The organism is Serratia plymuthica (assembly GCF_018336935.1).
GTDB lineage: Bacteria > Pseudomonadota > Gammaproteobacteria > Enterobacterales > Enterobacteriaceae > Serratia > Serratia plymuthica_B.
Window position 1 is genome coordinate 4,898,474 of record NZ_CP068771.1, and the last position, 20,890, is coordinate 4,919,363.

A 20,890-nucleotide genomic window follows, 5' to 3' on the forward strand; every position below is an offset into this window, starting at 1 on the left:
CCGGTTTCCCGCGGGTAAAAAAGAGCGTGGCCACACTGCGGTTTTTATCCTCGGCACGGTTATCGCTCCAGCCACTCGATCGCCAATTCGCGCGCTTCATCCAGGCCGACATCCCGGCCTTCGCGGGTAATCGCCGTTTTGAGCTCATTAATCACGTCTGCTTTTTGCGTTTGACGCTCCTCATTGGCCAATGCCAGGAAGGCATCGCCTACCACCGTACAGATGCCGATGTATAAGGCTTTTGAATCCTCGAAACCACTGCTCATTACTGTTTCCTCTTGGGATTGATTTGGATCTACAACGGCAGAAAAGGCCGGTCTTGCACCACGCTTTTCATGACCAGTGTGGAGGTAAGGCGCTGTACGCCGGGCAGGGCGGAAAGCCGTTCGTCGTAGAGCCGCTGAAAAGCCGGCAGATCGCGGGCGATGACGTGCAGCAGATAGTCGGGGTCGCCGAACAGCCGCTGCGCCTGGATGACCTGGGGAATGTCCAGCATGGCATTCTCGAAGGCTTCAACGGCCTGACGATCCCCTTCCCGCATAGTGACGAACACCAATGCGGCAAAGTTAAAGCCAAGGCAGCCGGGATCGAGATGCGCGCGGTAACCCCTTATCACCCCGGATTGCTCCAGAGCGCGTACCCGGCGATGGCAGGGGGAAACGCTGAGCCCGATCCGGTCAGCCAATTCGGTAACGGAAAGACGGCCATCGAACTGGAGTTCAGCAAGGATTTTGCGGTCGATCTTATCCATTTGGAATAATTTCCCTCAATCTGCAATTTATACGCAAATAATTGAAACCACATTCTAACAACTTGGGGATATTCTTTTCAATAATTGAACAATTTTGGACATTACTGGCTTTTGGAGCCTGAAAGCGGTGGTCCTGCGGAGGAAGGTGAAGTGATAAAACGGATAAGCCAATGCACCGCGCGTCGGTGGCCGCAAAAGGCATCGCTCACATGACGCCGGCTATTTTTGCCGCCTTCTGGGCGGTATCTATGCTGTTTGTCATTACCCCAGGGCTGGACTGGGCGTATATCATATCGGCAGGCATACGCGGACGGGTAGTGGTGCCTGCGGTGGCGGGCTTGTTGTTGGGGCATCTGATGGCGATAGCGATCGTGGCGGCCGGCGTGGGCGCGCTGGTGGCGGGCAATCCGCTGGCCCTCACGGCGCTGACTCTGATTGGCGCGGCTTATCTGTTGTGGATCGGTTGCAACATGTTGCTTTATCCCCCTGCGCCCAGCGCGGGTGAAGGGCAGCCGTCCGGCTCCTGGCTGCGTTGGGCCGGTAAAGGGGTGTGCATCAGCGGCCTGAACCCCAAGGTCTTTCTGTTGTTTCTGGCGCTGTTGCCGCAGTTCACCGATGCCAATGCCGCCTGGTCGATTCCGATGCAGATCCTGGCGTTGGGTCTGTTGCATCTGGTGAGTTGCGGGTTGGTTTATCTGTTGGTGGGGTGGGGGTCGCAGTCCCTATTGCAGACACGTCCGCAGGCCGCCCGTGTCGTCAGCCGCATTTCCGGCGTTGCCATGCTGTTTATTGCCATCGGTTTGCTCGCTGGGCAGGCGTTCAAATAAAAAGGGGGTGAATGTGATTTCACCCCCTTCAATGCAGATGCGTTAACGGCGGTCTGTTACGCCGTTAGCTGGCCGTAGCGTGAGTTACGCGAACCGGCACCGATTTATAAGACGGGGTGCCGCTTTCCTTGTCGATATAATCCAGCGGAACCAGCACGTTCGCCTCAGGATAATAGGCCCCGACGGAGCCTGGAGCGATGTTGTAGGAGATCACCGTGATATTTTCCAGCCGCAGTTTGCGTCCGGCCACCACGGTTTCGATATCCACCAGATCACCATGTTCCAGGCCCCGCTTCTCGAGATCGATGTCGTGCATGAACAGAACATCGCGACGGCCAAATACGCCTCTATAACGGTCATCCATGGCGTAAATAGTGGTGTTGTACTGGTCATGGCTGCGCAGGGTGATTAGCCGCAACACGTCGTCGCCCTGAACCTCGGCGTCTTCTTCTACGCCGCTGAACACCGAGAACATGGCTTTGCCGGTTGGCGTCGGCCATATGCGCTCGGTTGGCGGCAGCGGCATACGGAATCCACCGGGCTGTGCGATACGCTCATTGTATTTATCGAAACCGGGAATGGTTTTTTCAATCAGATCGCGAATGATGCTGTAATCGGCCACCAGTTCCATCCAGGGCACCTTGGTGTCCTGCAGGGTTGCCTTGGCCATGCCGGCGACGATCGCCGGTTCTGAAAGCAGGAACGGCGATGCCGGTTTCAGTTTGCCGGAAGAGGCGTGCACCATCGACATGGAATCCTCCACCGTGATCGACTGGCGACCGCTGTCCTGCATATCCAGTTCTGTACGCCCCAGGCAAGGCAGGATGTAGGTTTCCTTGGCGACCAGCAGGTGCGAGCGGTTCAGCTTGGTGCCGAGATGGACACTTAAATCCAGCGATTTCATCGCCGGGAAGCACAGATCCGGGTCCGGCAAGGCCACCGCGAAGTTGCCGCCAAGGCAAATCAGCGCCCTGGAGGTGCCTTCCACCATGGATTGCATGCCTTTTACCGCATCATGCCCGTGCTCTTTCGGCGCGACAAAGCCGAACACGTTTTCCAGATTGGCCAGGAACTCTGGCGAAGGTTTTTCAGTGATGCCGACGGTGCGGTTGCCCTGAACGTTGGAATGGCCGCGCAGCGGGCAGATCCCGGCGCCGGGTTTGCCGATATTGCCGCGCATCAACAGCAGATCGGCAATCAAACGTACGTTTGCCGTTCCTTTGTTGTGCTGGGTAATGCCCATGCCGTAAGTAATGATCGTGGCTTTGGATTTCGCATAGGCCAGCGCAACCTGCTCCAGATCTTCCTGAGTCAGGCCGCTCTCCGCTTCAATGTCTTGCCACGGGGTGGCGGCCAAATCCGTGGCGAATTGCGCGAACCCCTGGGTGTGTTCGGCAATGAAATCACGGTCGATAACGTTGCTGCCCGCACCCTGCGCGGCGTCATATTCCAACAGCGCCTTGGCGATCCCTTTCAATGCGGCGGCGTCGCCGCCGGCTTTAACCTGATAGTAGGTTGAAGCGATATTGGTGGAGCTGTAGGTCGCCATCTCGATAACGTTTTGCGGGTCGGCAAAGCGCTCGAGCGCGCGTTCACGCAGCGGGTTGAAGACGATAATCGGGATCTGGCGCCGAGCCAGTTCGTGCAAGGTTCCCATCATGCGCGGGTGGTTGGTGCCCGGGTTGTGGCCAATGGAGATCACCAGTTCGGTATTGTCGAAGTCATCCAATGACACCGTGCCCTTACCGATACCGATGGATTGCGGCAGGCCAACGCTGGTCGGTTCGTGACACATGTTGGAGCAATCCGGGAAGTTGTTGGTACCGAATTCACGGGCAAACAGTTGGAACAGGTAGGCGGCTTCATTGGAGGCGCGGCCGGAGGTGTAGAACTCAACCTGATCCGGCGACTGCATGCCGCGCAATAGTTCGCCGATGCGCTTGAAGGCATCTTCCCATTCGACCGGGCGCAGCGTATCGCTGACGCTGTCGTAAACCAGCGGATGCGTCAGACGACCGTAGCCTTCCAGCTCAAAATCCGTTTTTTCCAGCAGGGAAGTCACGGTGTTGGCCGCCAGAAACTCCGGCGTTACCCGCTTGCTGGTGGCTTCCCAGGTGACCGCCTTGGCGCCGTTTTCGCAGAACTGGAAGGTCGAGTGGTGCTCTTTGTCAGGCCAGGCGCACCCGGGGCAGTCGAAGCCGTCCGGTTGGTTGGTGCGCATCAGCGTGACCGGCGCTTCGAAGGTTTCCATTTGTGTTTTCACGGCGATAGCCGTCGCTTTCAAGGCGCCCCAGCCACCTGCCGGCCCATCATAGGGCCGTATTCCGGGAACGGCGCGTTTCTTCTTCATCATATGAACTCCTACCGCCCTTGAGTGGGCGATATCTTATTGAGACAGGTGTATTCGGTGTTCCCCTCGGGAGGCGGGATAACCGACAACTATTATTGCGGCCCGATAATGGCTGCGTGCGCGTTGCCATTACTCTGCCTGCGCCGGTGGCCAGGCAGAGCGGGTGCTCAGGCGGCAATAAATCTTTTATGGGTGATTCCCTGGGCGTGAAAAAGACGTCGGGTGACTTCACGCCCGATATTCCGCCGCCGTAAGACGGCGTTTTCGCTTATGCCTGCGGCTCCGCGGGCGTTTGCGGCCCAGCCTGAGTTGCAGGCGGTTCTGGTGTTGCCGGTGGGGCTGCAGTCTCCTTGCTTGTGGGGGGCAGTTTGTTGAACACGACCTTGTCAGTTGTTTGATCATAGCCAATCTCGACGCTGTCGCCCGACTTCAGGTTGTCGCCAAGAATTTCCTTCGCCAATCGGGTTTCCACTTCCTGGCGGATCCGGCGTTTCAATTCGCGGGCGCCGAAGTCAGGCTGATAGCCCACGTCCACCAGGTGTTCCACCAGGGAATCGGCAATATCGAGGGTGATATTCTGAGCCGCCGCCGTGCGCGTTAAATGCTCAAGCTGGATATTCACGATTAAACGAATGTTTTCCTGAGACAGGGAGTTGAACACGATGACTTCATCGATGCGGTTCAGGAACTCAGGGCGGAAGTGGCCCTTGAGCACTTGCATCAGTTCATCGTGAATCGCCTTGTCTGACTTGCGTTCCGCCTCCGGCAGCGAGGCGTTATTCATGATCACCGCAGAACCGAGGTTGCTGGTGGCAATGATGGTGGTGTTGCTGAAATCGACCACTCGCCCTTTACCGTCCGTCAGGCGTCCATCATCGAAGACCTGCAGCAACACGTTGTAGACGTCCGGGTGCGCTTTCTCGATCTCGTCGAGCAAAATTACGCTGTAAGGACGGCGTCTTACGCGCTCGGTTAACTGGCCGCCCTCGTCATATCCCACGTACCCCGGAGGGGCGCCGATCAGGCGGGCTACGGCATGGCGCTCCATGTATTCCGACATGTCGATACGGATAATGGCCTGTTCGTCACCGAACACCGTTTCGGCGATGGCCTTGGCCAGCTCGGTTTTGCCGACGCCGGTAGGGCCGAGGAACAAGAAAGTGGCGATAGGGCGGTGTGCCTGGCTCAGCCCTGCGCGCGACAGGCGTACGGCGTCGCTGACGGCTTCGACTGCATCATCTTGCCCGACCACGCGTTCACGCAGTTTGTCTTCCATATTGAGCAGTTTTTTCCGCTCTTCCTGGGTTAACTCGGTCACCGGGATGCCGGTCAGGCGCGAAACCACTTCAGCGACGGAAGACAGGGTGACTTCCAGCGTCTCTGAACCCGTTTTGCGCTGCCAGGCTTCCGTTAACGCCTCAAGGCGCGCACGTTTGTCACCAATTTGCGCCTCGAAGCTTTTAACGTCGTCAAACTTTTTGCGTGAAGACGCCGAGTCTTGCTCGCGTTTCAGGTGGGCGATTTCCGCTTCCAGTTCCTGAATATCCGCCGGCCGGGAGGTGGCGGAGATGCGAACGCGGGCCGCCGCCTGGTCAATCAGATCGATGGCCTTGTCCGGCAAGAAGCGTGACGTGATATAGCGATCGGACAGTTCGGCCGCAGCGACGAACGCTTCATCAACAAAGGTCACCTGATGGTGCGCTTCCAGCTTGTCGCGCAGGCCACGCAAAATGACGATGGTCTGGTCGACGGTCGGTTCCGGTACCAAAACCGGCTGGAATCGACGTTCAAGTGCGGCATCTTTCTCGATATGTTTTTGGTATTCGTTGAGGGTTGTCGCGCCAATCAGGCTCAGTTCACCGCGCGCCAGCGCCGGTTTCAGTACGTTGGCAATGTCCAGGCCACCTTCGCCGCCGCCCTGACCGGCACCGACAATGGTATGGAGTTCGTCGATAAACAAAATCAGTTCGGCATTTTTCTCGCTGACTTCATCAATCAACTGTTTGGCTCGTTCTTCAAATTCGCCGCGGTATTTTGCGCCCGCCACCATGGAGTTGATATTCACTTCGACCAGCCGCTTGCCCCGCAGCACTTCGGGCACGTCACCTTTGACAATGCGCTGCGCCAGTCCTTCCACTATGGCGGTTTTGCCCACGCCCGGCTCGCCGATCAGTACCGGGTTGTTTTTCTTGCGGCGGGCAAGCACCTCGATGGTACTTTCAATCTCCTGCGCGCGGCCGAGCACCGGATCCAGCTTGCCCTGGCGCGCCATTTCAGTCAGGTCGCGGCCAAACTTGTCCAGCGTCGGCGTGCCTGTCGGGGTGTCGATACGGCCGTCTTCCGCACCTTTACCCACAAGCTTCACCACTTTCTGTCGCAGAGCGGCCGGGGTGACGCCGTATTTTTTCAACAGGGCGCCGGCAATGCTGTCCGGCACTTCACTGAGCCCGATCAGCAAATGCTCCGGGCCAACATAAGAATGGCCCAAATCGCGGGAGGCCTGGAAAGCGTACATGAAGGCTTTTTTCAGACGTGGGGAAACCGTCATGTCTTCCAGCGTCGCGCCGGTTTCGGCCGCTCCCTTGTAAGCATGCTGGTCAATGTAGGCCTTGATGTCCTGCGGCGACAATTTGAGCTCTGTCAGCAGGGCGGAACAGACATCGGTATCTGCCAACACATACAGCAGGTGCTCGGTATCAAGTTCACTGCGGTGCAGTTCATGCGCTTTTTCTGCCGCGCGTTGCAGCAGCTCAAGCGTTTGTTTGCTGAAGGCGTCGGTGGCATCGACGGATTCGCGCGGGACTTCCGCAGAGAACCCGGACGTTTCTTCCGCCGCTTCGTCTTCGGTTAACTCATTAAAGAAACGCGATAAGGCGCCACCGCCACCCAACAGAGAGTCGAATGGATTGAGAATATTTTGATGGCGCGTTAATTGCCGGTAATCGTAATCACAGATGGCAATGGATTTCCTCTGACCATTTTGCATCACTGTCACACGGCCCGATGCCGGGCGAGCATGACAAATATCACATAAAATAGGCATGGTGAATTAACTCCTATCAAGTTAAAGCGATTTAACTTCAATAAAACAGGTGTTTTGGATATGTCTGTTATTTATTTAATCTTGTCGGATTAAATAAGGGTGTTGACGAATTTAATGCCGGTTCCTTTTGATGGTGGTGAGTTAAGGCATCGTTATCACAATGCCGGATGACGAAATAAGGTGCATCCGGCATTTTTCAGTAAAATGCTGGATGCGTTACTCTTTAATTATCCTTGAATGATGCTTTTACAGGTCGTGGCGTCAATGACTATTGGGCGGTACACTGCGCGTAGACAGGGCTTCTAATAACGTCAGCGATGGAATAAAGAATAAACCGCCGGTGACGGCATGGCTGAAATCGAGCAAACGATCATAATTACCCGGCGGAAGGCCAATAATCATATTTTCAAGCATTTGTTCTATCGGCGCCGGGGAGCGGGCATAGCCGATAAAGTAGGTACCGAATTCGCCCATGCCGGGTCTGCCAAACGGCATGTTATCGCGCAGGATCTTTACTTCGTTACCGTTCTCGTCTTCCAGCGTGGTGAGTGAGCTGTGGGATGAGGAAGGTTTTACGTCGGCGTCCAGCTCAATATTGGATTGTTTATGGCGGCCGATAATGCCTTCTTGTTGTTCAACGGTCAGCGAATTCCAGCCTTTCATATCATGCAGGTATTTCTGCACCAACGCATAGCTGCCGCCGGCAAAGGCACGGTCTTCCTCACCCACTACGGTGAAGTCGATGGCTCCGCGGCCCTCTGGGTTTTCGGTGCCGTCGACAAAGCCGATCATCGCGCGCTGATCGAAATAACGGAAACCCTGAACTTCATCCACGACGGTGACGGCATCGCCGAGCTTATTCAGCAACTGGGTCGCCAGCTCAAAGCACAGATCCATTTCTTCGGCACGAATGTGTAACAGGATGTCACCGGGGGTAGCGACGGCGACGCGGCCACCGGATCCTATTTCACGAAAAGGATGCAATTGCGCCGGGCGCGGAATGCCGAAAAGCGTATTCCAGGCGGTGGAACCGAATCCGCAGACGCATGACAGCCGCCCATCTGGCGCTCTTTTCGCTACCGAACGCACCACTGCCGCCACGTCGGCACACCAGTCGCGTACGGTGGCGTGGTGCTCCGGCGTATTTGTTATTGTCGCGACAATGAAGATGGCACTGCGCGTAACAGGGCTAAAAACTGCCTGTGAATCATCATAATACGTGCTCATAAGTCGTCTACCATCCAGTAAGGGTTAAATATGATATTTAAAAAGCAACAACAACTGATGTAAAACGCATTAAATATAGAGCTACCTTTTTTACTTTGCATTGTCAATGTTGAAACAACCTTTCCAAATAGCATATCAAAACTTAACAAGGTGCGTGATAGATTGTATCTATTGCGCAATAAAATTAACCAATTTGACGAAATGTTATTGGCAGGTAAAATTAATTCACAAGGCGAGGAAACCGAGAAAAACCAAGCGATCATGAGCTGAAAAAAATGGGCGGTAAGTTCATAAACTATGCCGTTAAAATTTTAAATAAAATCATCTGCGTCGACTGAGGCGTGTCGAGGCTAATTAATTATCCTGATTTATCCCATGTTCGTGCCCATAAACCAACCTTTGGGGCACCCGCAGGCCTGTTTCGCTAAAAAATACGGCCAGGAAAAGAAATTAAAACATTACCGGGATTGTAAAACAAAGTGCGGTATGAGGTTTTCCTCATTTTTTGCGTGGCTCATGTAAGGGATGTGGCCCGTTTTTTAATGGATAACAGGCAGTGACCTGGAATAGCAATATAACGCGTGGTTTATAAACTTATCAAAATGGTGATACACAGGGGTGAACAATGTTGGGATTAGATGCCTTCCATTTAGCGAGGATACAGTTTGCCTTTACTGTCTCCTTTCATATTATTTTTCCGGCTATTACCATCGGGCTCGCGAGTTTTCTGGCGGTGCTGGAAGGTTTGTGGCTGAAAACACGTAATGACACCTACCGTGAGCTTTATCATTTTTGGTCGAAGATATTTGCGGTCAATTTTGGTATGGGGGTGGTGTCGGGTCTGGTAATGGCTTACCAGTTTGGCACCAACTGGAGCGGTTTTTCGCAATTCGCCGGCAGCATTACCGGGCCGTTATTGACCTACGAAGTGCTTACCGCTTTCTTCCTGGAGGCCGGTTTCCTCGGGGTTATGCTGTTTGGCTGGAACCGGGTAGGGCGCGGGCTGCATTTCTTTGCCACTTGTATGGTCGCGCTGGGTACGCTCATCTCAACCTTTTGGATCCTGGCTTCGAACAGCTGGATGCACACGCCGCAAGGCTATGCGATCGAAAACGGCATCGTTGTCCCGGTCGACTGGCTGAAAATTATCTTTAACCCGTCATTCCCTTACCGTTTGTTGCACATGTCTACCGCCGCTTTCCTGGCCAGCGCCTTCTTTGTCGGGGCATCGGCTGCCTGGCACCTGCTGCGGGGCAATGATTCGCCGGCGGTGCGCAAAATGTTCTCCATGGCGCTCTGGATGGCGCTGTTTGTCGCCCCGGTTCAAGCGGTAATCGGCGATGCCCACGGCTTGAATACCCTGGAGTATCAACCGGCGAAAATTGCCGCCATTGAAGGCCATTGGGAGAACCGGCCGGGGGAAGCCACGCCGCTGGTGCTGTTCGGCGTGCCGGATATGGAACAGGAAAAAACCCGCTACAAACTGGAAATTCCTTATCTGGGCAGCCTGATCCTGACGCACAGCCTCGACAAGCAAGTGCCGGCGTTGAAAAGCTTCCCTAAGGAGGATCGCCCGAATTCCACCATCATCTTTTGGTCGTTCCGCGTGATGGCCGGCCTGGGCATGCTGATGATTCTGCTTGGCGTCGTCAGCGCATGGTTGCGTTGGAGAGGCCGTCTGTATCAGTCGCGTCCTTTTTTGTGGTTCGCGTTGTTAATGGGGCCTTCTGGCCTGATTGCGCTGTTGGCCGGGTGGTTCACCACTGAAATCGGCCGTCAGCCCTGGGTGGTTTATGGGGTGCAACGGACCCGCGACGCCGTTTCCGCGCACGGCGATATGCATATGAGCTTCAGCCTGCTGGCTTTTATCGCGGTGTATTGCTCGGTGTTCGGCGTCGGCTATATGTACCTGATGCGTCTGATCAAGAAAGGCCCGGGGAGCGACGATACGCATGGCACCGTTGTCGACGGCACGCCGGCGCGCCCGCTGTCTGCGGTTCAGGATCCTTTGAACAAGCCGGAAGGGAGAAACTAACATGGGCATCGATCTTTCAATTATTTGGTTCACCATCATCGTATTCGCCACCTTGATGTACATCGTGATGGATGGCTTCGATCTCGGGATTGGTATCCTTTTCCCGTTCAATAAGGATGCCACCGAGCGCGACATGATGGTCAACACCGTGGCGCCGGTCTGGGACGGCAACGAAACCTGGCTGGTGTTGGGCGGTGCGGCGTTGTATGGCGCTTTCCCGCTGGCTTATGCCGTTATCACCGATGCGTTATCCATTCCGTTGACCGCGATGCTGATCGGCCTGATCTTTCGCGGCGTGGCGTTCGAATTCCGCTTCAAGGCCACGCCGGAGCACCGTCCGTTTTGGGACAAGGCGTTTATTGTCGGCTCGATCCTGGCGACCTTCAGCCAGGGGGTTGCCGTCGGGGCAATATTGAATGGCTTCGAGGTCACCGGCCGCGTCTACAGCGGTTCGGCGCTGAGCTGGCTGGCGCCGTTCCCGCTGTTCTGCGGCCTCGGCCTGGTGGTCGCCTATGCGTTATTGGGCTGTACCTGGCTGATTATGAAAACGGAAGGGGCCTTGCACCGCAAGATGTCTGAGCTGGCGATCCCCTTGACGCTGGTGCTGTTGGCCGCTATCGCCATCATCAGCATCTGGACGCCGTTGGCGCACCAAGATATTGCCGCACGCTGGTTCACCACGCCGAATATCTTCTTGTTTCTGCCGGTGCCGCTGTTGGTTCTGGCCTTTGCCTGGGGCATCGTGCGGGCGGCGTATAACCGCCGGGCCAGCTATGGTCCATTCCTGATGACCCTGGGCTTGATGTTCCTGGGTTTCAGTGGCCTGGGGATCAGCATTTGGCCGAATATCATCCCGCCGTCGATCTCCATCTGGCAGGCGGCGTCACCGCCTCAGAGCCAGGGCTTTATGCTGGTCGGCGGGTTGCTGATTATCCCGGTCATTCTGGCTTACACCTGCTGGAGCTATTACGTGTTCCGAGGAAAAATCAAACCGGACGAAGGTTACCATTGATCGATAACGTTGCCAGGAGACGAATACATGAAACCTGTGACAGACAGCCACCCGGCCTTTTGGCGGCGCTTGATGTGGATGATGGCGATTTGGGCCGCAAGCGTGCTGGCCCTCGGCGTAGTGGCATCGGTATTTAAACTGCTGATGCTCGCCGCCGGCATGAAGTCTCACTGAAAAAGCAAGCAGCCAGGCTATCGGCTTGATAGACAGCCTGGCTTGGCTTTTCGGTCAGCCTCGGGGCAATAAACGGCAACGCCATTATTTAAGTCATCAGTGCCTGATGATTTCTTGTTACTGCTCATTTGGGAGGTATTGCAGATGTCGACATTTACCGATCCCTGGGAACGCAAGTTTTATTATTTGCGGCTCTCCATTACGGATGTGTGTAACTTCCGTTGCAGCTACTGTTTGCCTGATGGGTATCGTCCCACCGGGGGCAACAACAAAAGCTTTCTGACGTTGGATGAAATCCGGCGGGTTACGCGGGCGTTTGCCGCCTGCGGTACGGAAAAGGTCCGTCTGACCGGCGGCGAACCCTCACTGCGCAGAGATTTTGTCGAGATCATTGATACCGTCAGACAAAACCCGGAAATCCGCAATATTGCCATGACCACCAATGGCTACCGCATGGCGCGTGATGTGGCGCGTTGGCGGGCCGCTGGGCTGACCTCCATTAACGTCAGCGTGGATAGCCTGGACGCCAACCAGTTTCGCGCCATTACCGGCCAGGACAAGTTCAGGCTGGTGATGGACGGAATTGACGCCGCCTTTACGGCGGGTTTTGACAAGGTCAAGGTCAATGCCGTTTTGATGCGCGGAATCAATGATCATAGCCTGCAGACCTTCCTTGACTGGATTAAGCACCGCCCGATTCAGCTGCGTTTTATCGAACTGATGGAAACGGGGGAAGGGCGAGAGCTGTTTCGCCAACATCATATTTCGGGAGAGGTGATCCGCGAACGCCTGGTCGCCATGGGGTGGCAGCGCCGGGAGCAAGAGCGCAGCGCAGGCCCGGCTCAGGTGTTTTTCCACCCGGATTATCAGGGGGAAATCGGCCTGATAATGCCGTACGAAAAAAACTTCTGCGCCAGCTGTAACCGGCTGCGGGTCTCCGCAACGGGTAAGTTGCACCTGTGCCTGTTTGGTGACGGCGGTGTCGCCTTGCGTGACCTGTTGCAGGCCGACAGCAGCCAGCAAGAATTGCAGGAGCGTATTGCGCACAGTCTATTGCAGAAAAAACAAACGCATTTCCTGCATCAGGGGAATACCGGCATCACGCAAAACCTGTCGTTTATCGGGGGATAAATTTTACTGGAGAAAGAGCATGGCCAAAACTTCGGCTGAATTTGTCCCTGCAAACCGGGCAGTGTCGGGCCGCCATCCGTGCGCACCCGCCGCTCCTTGTCAATTCGTTCCTTATAAAGAAAGTGTAATCATGGCGCATTTCACACATATCAATACGATGGGCGAGGCCCATATGGTGGATGTCTCCGCCAAACCAGAGACGCAACGTGAAGCCGTTGCCGAAGCTACGGTGTCGATGAATCCGACAACGTTAAAAATGATCTTTGAAGGCAAACACCATAAAGGCGATGTTTTTGCTACCGCCCGCATTGCCGGTATTCAGGCGGCGAAACGTACCTGGGAGCTTATCCCGCTATGCCATCCGTTAATGCTGAATAAAGTTGAAGTCGTGCTGCGCGCCGATGAGCAAAACAATAGGGTGGTTATTCAGGCGCGGTGCCGTTTAAACGGTAAAACCGGCGTCGAGATGGAAGCCCTGACCGCCGCTTCGGTTGCAGCGCTGACTATTTATGACATGTGCAAAGCCGTGCAAAAAGACATCGTCATCGGCAATGTGCGTTTACTGGCGAAGCGAGGGGGGAAATCCTCCGATTACACGGCGGTGGATCATGATTGACGTTTTATTCTTTGCTCAGGTGCGTGAGCTGATCGGTTGCAACCATCTGCAACTCCCTGCCGACTACGCCACGGTGGCGATGTTACGCCAGGCGCTGTTGTTAAAAGGCGACCGTTGGGCGCTGGCGCTGGACGGCGATAAACTTTTGGCGGCGGTAAACCAAACGCTGGTGCCTTTCGATCACCCCTTGAATGCCGGCGATGAAGTGGCTTTTTATCCGCCGGTCACCGGAGGTTGAGATGCAAAACAAAATTGTCGTCGATACCGAAAATTTTGATATCGCACGGGAACATCAATGGTTATCAGCCTCAGAGACCGAAGGCGCCGTGGTCACTTTCGTCGGCAAAGTACGAAATAATAATCTGGGCAGCGATGTCAGTTCCCTGACGCTGGAACATTATCCCGGCATGACCGAAAAGTTGCTGGCGCAGATTGTTGACGAGGCCCGCCGCCGTTGGCAACTGGGGCGGGTGGTGGTGTTTCACCGTATTGGCGAGATGCAGGCTGGAGATGGCATCGTTTTGGTCGGCGTCAGCAGCGCTCATAGAGCCGATGCCTTTCTTGCCGCCGAATTTATTATGGATTATTTGAAAACCAAAGCGCCATTCTGGAAAAGGGAATCAACGCCGCAGGGCGAACGATGGGTTGCCGCAAGGGATAAAGATTGTGCGGCAGCTGAGCGTTGGTAGCTATCTGAACATTTTATTCCCATCGGGTTTCGGCACGGTTTACACCGTGCCGAAGAGTGGCGTCAGATCAGATTGAAATAACGATCGGGTTTGAGCAGAGCAGGCAGAGGTTTTTGATTGTTCATTTCCATCAGATTACGTTCGATGGTATTGCAGATGGCATTCAATGGCAGATCATTGGCGCTGGTGCCAAAAGGATCTTCCAACTCTTCGGCCAGTGAGTCCCAGGACAAAAAGGTATAGGAAATAAAGACGGAAACAAACGGCGTCATATAATGCAAATCAGAAACCAGCGCAAACGGCAGCAAGGAACAGAATAAATATACGGTGCGTTGCAGGATCAGCGTATAGGCAAAAGGCACCGGCGTGTTGGCTATTCTTTCGCAACCGCCGAGAACATGCGCGAGTTCATCCAGTTTATTATCGAGCATTTTATAGGTGACATCGCTTAATTTTCCCTCCAGGCGCAATTTGCCAATCTGATCGCCCAATAATAACAAGACTCTGTTGGTTGGCATTGGGCTGGCGATGACCTCCGAGAAGGCCTCTCTCGGTAAAATGCGATACAAATCAGCAGTGGGATCGGTGTTTCTTAATTGGTGCTTCAAACTCCAGCTAAACGCAATAAGATATTTTGCTATTTCATCATGAGACTTTGTATCTTCTGGAAGCAAATTTTTTAATTGTCTTAATAATGTGCGTTCCGCTATCAGCAAGGTTCCCCATAACATTCGCGCTTCTACAAAGCGGCTATAGCTGGCACTGTTGCGAAAGCCCAGAAAAATAGCGATGGCGATCCCCAGCAGGCTAAAGGGGGCAATAGTGAGATGTATGCCAAGTTGTTCATACCATTGGTAAATAATGATGGCGACAATAGACATGAGGATATTTAAAAACAGACGAAAGGTGATTTTTGACAGCACCGAACCGTGCCAGTCAAACAGGCGAAGAAACCAATGCTGGTTTGGGCGAATAATCATGGGGTTACTACTCCCTGGCAGTTTGTTTTTGGCTATGGTTTTTTAGTGATGATTAATTATTATGGCCGATAATATGTAACAACGTATGAGGTTTCTCGTCGGCAAGTGAATGTTTAGTGTATGACTTTGGGCGATGGCAATCAGACTCTCTGAGTCGCTGATTAAATTATCTGATTTATTTATTCAATAATCAATACGTCCGAAAAATAATTAAGCTTGTGACGTTAAGATAAATAAGAGTTATTGAATGACCCGCCGTTTGCACGCCTCCGTTTTCGTTTAACGGCCGAGGCGCGCAGGCTAAATGAGAATAAATAGTATTTGCCGCCAACGGCCTTCCATGCGCATTACCGGGATGCGCGGATTGCGATTCGGCCCGGTTTAAGGATACGCTTGCCCTGGGCTCTGGTATTCTTATGGAGCATGTTGTGAGTTGGATGTTCTCTGGGGCGGGGCATCCAATCCGTTAGGCGTTGAAGCATAGCGAGCCTTGAGTGTCGATGTGCCCAGGCCTGTACCCCATTCATTTCATAAAAATCACCCACTCCAGGAACCGCAATGCCTGCAAGTCAAACCTCTGGGAGCACTCTCTGATGCTGGAGATGTTATTACAATGGTACCGCCGACGCTTTACCGATCCGCAGGCTATCGCGCTGCTGGTGATACTGGTCGCCGGGTTCCTTATTCTCTATTTTCTGCATGGCATTCTGACGCCGCTGCTGGTGGCCATCGTGCTGGCGTACCTGCTCGAATGGCCGACCGCGCGGTTGCAGCGTATCGGCTGTTCGCGCAACTGGGCGGCGAGCATGGTGATGATCATGTTCGCCGGCATCGCGATGCTGCTGGTGTTTGTGGTGGCGCCGACCGCCTGGCAGCAGGGCATCAACCTGATGACCGATCTGCCGGGGATGCTCAATCAGTTTTATAACTTTGCGGCGACGCTGCCGAAGCGTTATCCGGCGCTGGTCGATGCCGGCATCATCGATATGATGGCGGAGAACCTGCGCGGGCGGCTGTCGGGCATGGGGGAGTCGGTGGTGAAATTCTCGCTGGCTTCACTGGTCGGGCTGCTGACGTTGGCGATTTACCTGATTCTGGTGCCGATGATGATGTTCTTCCTGCTGAAGGACAAAGAACAAATGCTCAACGCGGTGCGCCGCGTGCTGCCGCGCAATCGCGGGTTAGCAGGGCAGGTGTGGATCGAGATGAACCAGCAGATCACCAACTATATTCGCGGCAAGGTGTTGGAGATGGTGATCGTCGGCGTGGCGACCTATCTGGTGTTCGTTATTTTGGGTATGCGCTATTCGCTGCTGCTGGCGGTGCTGGTCGGTTTCTCGGTACTGATCCCCTATATAGGCGCGGTGTTGGTGACCATTCCGGTGGTGGTGGTGGCGATGTTCCAGTGGGGCGTCGGCGCCGATTTCTGGACGCTGATCGTCGCCTATCTGGTGGTGCAGGCGCTGGACGGCAACCTGTTGGTGCCAATCCTGTTTTCCGAGGCGGTCAATCTGCACCCGCTGGTGATTATCTTGTCGGTGATCATCTTTGGCGGGCTGTGGGGTTTTTGGGGGGTGTTCTTCGCTATCCCATTAGCCACGCTGGTGAAGGCGGTGATACACGCCTGGCCGGACGAACTGCGGGTGGAAACGGAACCAGACTAAGCGCGAATGACGAAGCGCAGCAGGCCGCTGCGCTTCGTGAGAATTACTGCTGCAGGTAACTCAGAACGATGTCGTGGTGATTGGTGGTTTTGAAATCATCAAACACTTTCTCGACTTTACCCTTGGTATCAATCAGGAAGCTGATACGGTGAATGCCGTCATAGGTTTTCCCCATAAAGGTTTTTTCACCCCAAACGCCGAACTGCTGCGCCACCTGATGATCCTCATCAGATAACAGCGTGAAATTCAACAACTCTTTCTCGGCAAAACGCGACAGCTTTTCTGGTTTATCCGTGCTGATGCCCAGCACTTCGACACCCGCTTTTTTCAAGTCATCCATGTTATCCCGCAGGCCACAGGCCTGAACGGTACAACCCGGCGTCATCGCCTTCGGATAAAAATAAACAAGCACTCGCTGTCCCTGGAAGTCGGCCAAATTAATTTCCTCACCGTCCTGGTCAGGCAAACTAAATTTCGGCGCTGTGTCACCGGCTTTCAATGGGCTCATCACTACTCTCCATCTTTCTCATCATGCTGTGGATAGTTAACAACGCTAATACTGCCTTGTGCGTTCAATTCTGTACATAGGCGATGGAAGGCTTGCTCGATATTTGATGCATCCGCGTCGCCGGGGCTGTGCGCGGTGATCTGAATGTAAAGCTGCGGCGGCAGGTGACCTTCCGCCGGTTGGGTTCTGGACACCAGCTCGGCAATGTTCATCTGGCTGGAGTCGAACAGATCGGTGAAGCGCTCAATGATGTGCGGCGAGTCTTTCACCTCAACCTGCACCCACACCGTGGCTGGCATCGGCGGTCTTTCATGCGAGTTGGTGCGTTTCATCACAATCAGCAGCTCCAGCTCCGCGCCTTTTTGCGGCAGAGTGGATTCAATCAGGGTAATCGCGTTCCAACTGCCGGAAAGCAGCATGATGAAAGTGAACTCCTCACCCAGCATGGCCAGACGGCTATCTTCGATATTGCATCCGCAACTGCTGACGTGGCGGGTGATGGCATTAACGATTCCGGGGCGGTCGGCGCCGAGCGCGGTAATCACGAGATAGTGTTCATCTGGCTTAGGCAAAATGGATCTTCCTGTCGTGCTCAATGGGGTTACCATGGTAAACATAAAAAAAACCGCCTGCCAAGCGCTTACAACGCTGTTGTTTGCTTGCTTTTGGATAGGCAGCAAAAGTACCATGAGTGACTTGTTTGTGGAGGGGACGGCCAATGTTTACGGGAAGTATTGTTGCACTGGTTACGCCGATGGACGACAAAGGTGCTGTCGATCGTGCGAGCCTAAAAAAACTGATTGATTATCATGTAGCCAGTGGGACCTCGGCCATTGTTTCCGTAGGGACGACCGGCGAGTCCGCAACGCTTGCCCATGACGAGCACGTTGAAGTGGTATTGCAGACGCTGGAGTTGGCCGCAGGCCGCATTCCGGTGATCGCCGGCACGGGCTCCAACGCCACCGCCGAAGCCATTTCGCTGACCAAAAGCTTCGAAAATACCGGCGTAGTGGGTTGCCTGACGGTAACGCCTTACTACAATAAGCCGACCCAGGAAGGGCTGTACCAGCACTTCAAGGCGATTGCCGAAAGCACCGCGTTGCCGCAGATCCTCTATAACGTGCCTTCACGCACCGGTTGTGACATGCTGCCGCCGGTGATTGCGCGTTTAGCAAAAATTAAGAATATTGTTGCCGTTAAAGAGGCAACAGGGAACTTAAGCCGTGTAAGTCAGATCCAAGTGCTGGTTGATGATGAAGATTTCATTTTGCTGAGCGGCGATGACGCCAGCGGTCTGGACTTCATGCAACTGGGCGGCAAAGGGGTGATTTCCGTGACCGCCAACGTGGCGGCGCGTGAAATGGCGCAGCTTTGCGCGCTGGCAGCACAGGGCAACTTTGCTGAAGCACGCCGCTTAAATCAGCGCTTGATGCCGTTGCATCAGGATTTGTTTGTAGAAGCAAACCCAATTCCGGTGAAATGGGCCTGTAAGGCATTGGGATTGATGGCAACCGATACGATGCGTCTGCCTATGACGCCGTTGACCGACGCTGCTCGCCCGATCGTTGAGCGCGCGTTGAAAAGCGCCGGTTTGCTCTCCTCTAAGTAATTGAAGCGGCCGCAAGGCGGCGAGTGCGCGAGTTCCCGGGAGCTTGGCTAACCCAGTGACCGGGGGGAGCGTGCGTGGCCAACACCGCGGCGGTTTCAAGTGCGACGAGGATGTAACTCTAAGGGAAATTTGATGTCTTATTCATTGCAAAAGTCGACGGTAGCAAAAGTCGTGGGTATTTCGCTGGTCATGATGCTGGCCGCCTGTACCACCGATCAACGTTACAAACGCCAGGTCAGCGGCGATGAGTCTTACCTCAACGCGTCGGAGCTCAAATCGTTGAACGCGCCGGCCGGTATGATCCTGCCGGTGCAGAGCGGGAATTATGATGTTCCGGCAACCACGCTGAAAGGCGGCGTTGGCAAGCAACTGGATATTCGTCCGCCTGTGCAGCCGTTGGCGTTGCTGAGCGGTTCACGTGCGCAATATGCCGGCGACAGCGGTACGCTGCTGCTGGAAAACAGCCCGCAAAACCAGAATCTGTGGTCACGCGTCGTCAGCATGCTGCAGACGAAAAATATCGCGATTGCCTCGCGTCAAGATGCCGGCCAGACCCTGACGACCGATTGGGTGAAGTGGAACCGTCTGGATGAAGACAACCAGTACGAAGGCCGTTACCAGATCAGCGTGCAGCAGCAGGGCTACCAGCAGGCGCTGGTGGTGAAAACCCTTGGTTTGCAGCAGCAGGGCAAAACCGAGCAGGTTACCGACCCTTCTGAAGTGCAGCGCTACAACGGCATGATGATGAACACTATCGTTGAGGGCCTGGACAAGCAGGACAACCTGGCGAGCAGCCAAACGGCCAACCGCTTCGGCGCGCTGGACGTACAGAGCGGCGCGGATGACACCGGCTTGCCGATGCTGGTCGTGCGTGGTCCTTACACCGTCGTGTGGGATCGCCTGCCTGCGGCGTTGGAAAAACTGGGGATGAAAGTGGGTGACCGCAGCCGTCCGCAGGGCACCGTCGCCGTGACCTATAAATCCCTGAGCGGTAGCGACTGGGATGCATTGGGCGCCAAGGATCCTGAACTGACCGAAGGTGATTACAAACTGCAGGTGGGTGATTTGAACAACCGCACCAGCCTGCAATTTATCGATCCTAAGGGCAAGCCGTTGACCCAGTCGCAAAACGACGGGTTGGTTGCGGCATTCCAGGCTGCGTTCAGTAAAACCAGCGTTAAATAACTAAAAAAGGGGCCGCGGCCCCTTTTTGTTTGATGGTTACGGTATCGTTTGCGTCGCAGATTTGGCACAATGTACCCATCATTCTTGAAGCTACAGCTGTGTTGGCTGCGTGCATTCACCCCGGTCACTTACTTGAGTAAGCTCCCGGGGACTCCTGCCCTTGCCGCCTTGCTGTAACTCCAATTATTCTGGGTATATCACGCCTGTGCGTTGAAGCGTTTTTAAAAATTTTTTTGGAGTAAGTGAGATGCAAAAAATAGCTGAGCTGTATCGCGGAAAGGCAAAAACCGTCTACACCACCGAAAACCCCGATCTGCTGGTGTTAGAGTTCCGCAACGATACGTCAGCACTGGATGGTCAGCGCATTGAGCAGTTTGATCGCAAAGGCATGGTGAACAACAAGTTCAACCATTTCATCATGAGCAAACTGGAAGAAGCCGGCATCCCGACGCAAATGGAACGCCTGCTGTCAGACAACGAAGTGCTGGTGAAGAAGCTCGATATGGTGCCGGTCGAATGCGTGATCCGCAACCGCGCCGCCGGTTCGCTGGTGAAGCGTTTGGGCATTGAAGAAGGCCTGGTGCTGAACCCGCCGCTGTTCGATCTGTTCCTGAAAAACGATGCGATGCACGATCCGATGGTCAACGAATCCTATTGCGAAACCTTCGGCTGGGTTAACAAAGAGCATCTGGCGCGCATGCGTGAGCTGAGCTACAAGGCGAACGACGTGCTGAGCAAGCTGTTTGACGACGCGGGCCTGATCCTGGTCGACTTCAAGCTGGAGTTCGGTCTGTTCAACGGCGAAGTGGTGCTGGGCGATGAGTTCTCGCCGGACGGCAGCCGCCTGTGGGACAAAAACACCCTGGACAAGATGGACAAAGACCGTTTCCGTCAGAGCCTGGGTGGCCTGATCGAAGCCTACGAAGAAGTGGCGCGCCGCATCGGCGTGAAACTGGACTAAGCGCTCTGCCGCAATACGGGGCGATCCAGCCGGAGCGCCCCGTCATTCATTTTCTCTTCCGCCTGCATTTCCAGAAAAATTCTACATTTCCCGCATCGTTAACCATTTATAATGGCAATCAGTGGGCT

General features: G+C 54.6%; 20 protein-coding genes. 12 read left to right on the top strand and 8 right to left on the bottom strand.

Annotation, left to right across the window (positions count from 1 at the left end):
• Positions 1–59: 59 nt before the first annotated feature.
• Complete coding sequence (locus JK621_RS22730) at positions 60–266, bottom strand: DUF2767 family protein (protein WP_212557753.1); 207 nt, start codon at positions 264–266, stop codon at positions 60–62.
• Between the two features lie 29 nt (positions 267–295).
• Complete coding sequence (locus tag JK621_RS22735; RefSeq protein WP_126484476.1) at positions 296–751, bottom strand: Lrp/AsnC family transcriptional regulator; 456 nt, start codon at positions 749–751, stop codon at positions 296–298.
• A gap of 209 nt (positions 752–960) precedes the next feature.
• Between JK621_RS22735 and JK621_RS22740 the strand changes: the two genes are divergently transcribed.
• Complete coding sequence (locus JK621_RS22740) at positions 961–1,578, top strand: LysE family translocator (protein WP_212560271.1); 618 nt, start codon at positions 961–963, stop codon at positions 1,576–1,578.
• 64 nt (positions 1,579–1,642) lie between these two features.
• Here JK621_RS22740 and JK621_RS22745 read toward each other — a convergent pair whose 3' ends face one another.
• The 3 genes from JK621_RS22745 to JK621_RS22755 form a co-directional block, all read right to left on the bottom strand.
• A complete protein-coding gene (locus JK621_RS22745) occupies positions 1,643–3,931 on the bottom strand; it encodes an FdhF/YdeP family oxidoreductase (protein ID WP_283249342.1) in 2,289 nt (762 codons plus the stop codon).
• 265 nt (positions 3,932–4,196) lie between these two features.
• Entirely contained in the window at positions 4,197–6,971 is a 2,775-nt protein-coding gene (locus tag JK621_RS22750) for an ATP-dependent Clp protease ATP-binding subunit (protein WP_212557754.1), read from the bottom strand.
• 261 nt (positions 6,972–7,232) lie between these two features.
• Positions 7,233–8,198 carry a Dyp-type peroxidase gene (locus JK621_RS22755; protein ID WP_212557755.1) on the bottom strand — a complete coding sequence of 322 codons (966 nt, stop codon included), beginning with the start codon at positions 8,196–8,198 and terminating at the stop codon, positions 7,233–7,235.
• A gap of 625 nt (positions 8,199–8,823) precedes the next feature.
• Here JK621_RS22755 and JK621_RS22760 point away from each other — a divergent pair.
• From JK621_RS22760 to moaE, 7 genes are all read left to right on the top strand, one after another.
• Complete coding sequence (locus JK621_RS22760) at positions 8,824–10,233, top strand: cytochrome ubiquinol oxidase subunit I (RefSeq protein ID WP_212557756.1); 1,410 nt, start codon at positions 8,824–8,826, stop codon at positions 10,231–10,233.
• A 1-nt stretch (position 10,234) separates the two neighbouring features.
• On the top strand, positions 10,235–11,245 hold the full coding sequence (cydB, locus tag JK621_RS22765; RefSeq protein ID WP_212557757.1) for a cytochrome d ubiquinol oxidase subunit II: 1,011 nt from the start codon (positions 10,235–10,237) through the stop codon (positions 11,243–11,245).
• 27 nt (positions 11,246–11,272) lie between these two features.
• Positions 11,273–11,419: a DUF2474 domain-containing protein gene (locus JK621_RS22770; RefSeq protein ID WP_212557758.1), complete on the top strand. Its 147-nt coding sequence runs from the start codon at positions 11,273–11,275 to the stop codon at positions 11,417–11,419.
• A gap of 144 nt (positions 11,420–11,563) precedes the next feature.
• Positions 11,564–12,550: a GTP 3',8-cyclase MoaA gene (gene moaA, locus JK621_RS22775; RefSeq protein ID WP_212557759.1), complete on the top strand. Its 987-nt coding sequence runs from the start codon at positions 11,564–11,566 to the stop codon at positions 12,548–12,550.
• 130 nt (positions 12,551–12,680) lie between these two features.
• The gene (gene moaC, locus JK621_RS22780; RefSeq protein ID WP_212560273.1) at positions 12,681–13,166 is read left to right on the top strand and encodes a cyclic pyranopterin monophosphate synthase MoaC; all 486 of its coding nucleotides are present in this window, start codon (positions 12,681–12,683) and stop codon (positions 13,164–13,166) included.
• Positions 13,159–13,404 carry a molybdopterin synthase sulfur carrier subunit gene (gene moaD / locus JK621_RS22785; RefSeq protein WP_212557760.1) on the top strand — a complete coding sequence of 82 codons (246 nt, stop codon included), beginning with the start codon at positions 13,159–13,161 and terminating at the stop codon, positions 13,402–13,404. The genes moaC and moaD overlap by 8 nt, the downstream gene beginning before the upstream one ends.
• Position 13,405: 1 nt before the next feature.
• Positions 13,406–13,855: a molybdopterin synthase catalytic subunit MoaE gene (gene moaE / locus JK621_RS22790; protein WP_212557761.1), complete on the top strand. Its 450-nt coding sequence runs from the start codon at positions 13,406–13,408 to the stop codon at positions 13,853–13,855.
• Positions 13,856–13,917: 62 nt separating this feature from the next.
• Here moaE and JK621_RS22795 read toward each other — a convergent pair whose 3' ends face one another.
• The gene (locus JK621_RS22795) at positions 13,918–14,835 is read right to left on the bottom strand and encodes a bestrophin family protein (protein WP_212557762.1); all 918 of its coding nucleotides are present in this window, start codon (positions 14,833–14,835) and stop codon (positions 13,918–13,920) included.
• A 593-nt stretch (positions 14,836–15,428) separates the two neighbouring features.
• Here JK621_RS22795 and JK621_RS22800 point away from each other — a divergent pair.
• Positions 15,429–16,499 (top strand): AI-2E family transporter, encoded by a 1,071-nt coding sequence (locus JK621_RS22800; protein WP_212557763.1) that lies wholly within the window; start codon positions 15,429–15,431, stop codon positions 16,497–16,499.
• 43 nt (positions 16,500–16,542) lie between these two features.
• On the opposite strand, the gene bcp is transcribed toward JK621_RS22800, so the two are convergent.
• Positions 16,543–17,007 carry a thioredoxin-dependent thiol peroxidase gene (gene bcp / locus JK621_RS22805; protein ID WP_006316879.1) on the bottom strand — a complete coding sequence of 155 codons (465 nt, stop codon included), beginning with the start codon at positions 17,005–17,007 and terminating at the stop codon, positions 16,543–16,545.
• A gap of 2 nt (positions 17,008–17,009) precedes the next feature.
• Positions 17,010–17,615 carry a glycine cleavage system transcriptional repressor gene (locus JK621_RS22810; protein ID WP_199685709.1) on the bottom strand — a complete coding sequence of 202 codons (606 nt, stop codon included), beginning with the start codon at positions 17,613–17,615 and terminating at the stop codon, positions 17,010–17,012.
• Positions 17,616–17,725: 110 nt separating this feature from the next.
• Between JK621_RS22810 and dapA the strand changes: the two genes are divergently transcribed.
• The 3 genes from dapA to purC all read left to right on the top strand — a co-directional run bounded on the left by dapA (position 17,726) and on the right by purC (position 20,762).
• Complete coding sequence (dapA, locus tag JK621_RS22815) at positions 17,726–18,616, top strand: 4-hydroxy-tetrahydrodipicolinate synthase (RefSeq protein WP_212557764.1); 891 nt, start codon at positions 17,726–17,728, stop codon at positions 18,614–18,616.
• A 132-nt stretch (positions 18,617–18,748) separates the two neighbouring features.
• Positions 18,749–19,801: an outer membrane protein assembly factor BamC gene (bamC, locus tag JK621_RS22820; RefSeq protein WP_212557765.1), complete on the top strand. Its 1,053-nt coding sequence runs from the start codon at positions 18,749–18,751 to the stop codon at positions 19,799–19,801.
• Positions 19,802–20,048: 247 nt separating this feature from the next.
• Positions 20,049–20,762: a phosphoribosylaminoimidazolesuccinocarboxamide synthase gene (gene purC / locus JK621_RS22825; protein ID WP_004951825.1), complete on the top strand. Its 714-nt coding sequence runs from the start codon at positions 20,049–20,051 to the stop codon at positions 20,760–20,762.
• The last annotated feature ends 128 nt before the right edge of the window (positions 20,763–20,890 follow it).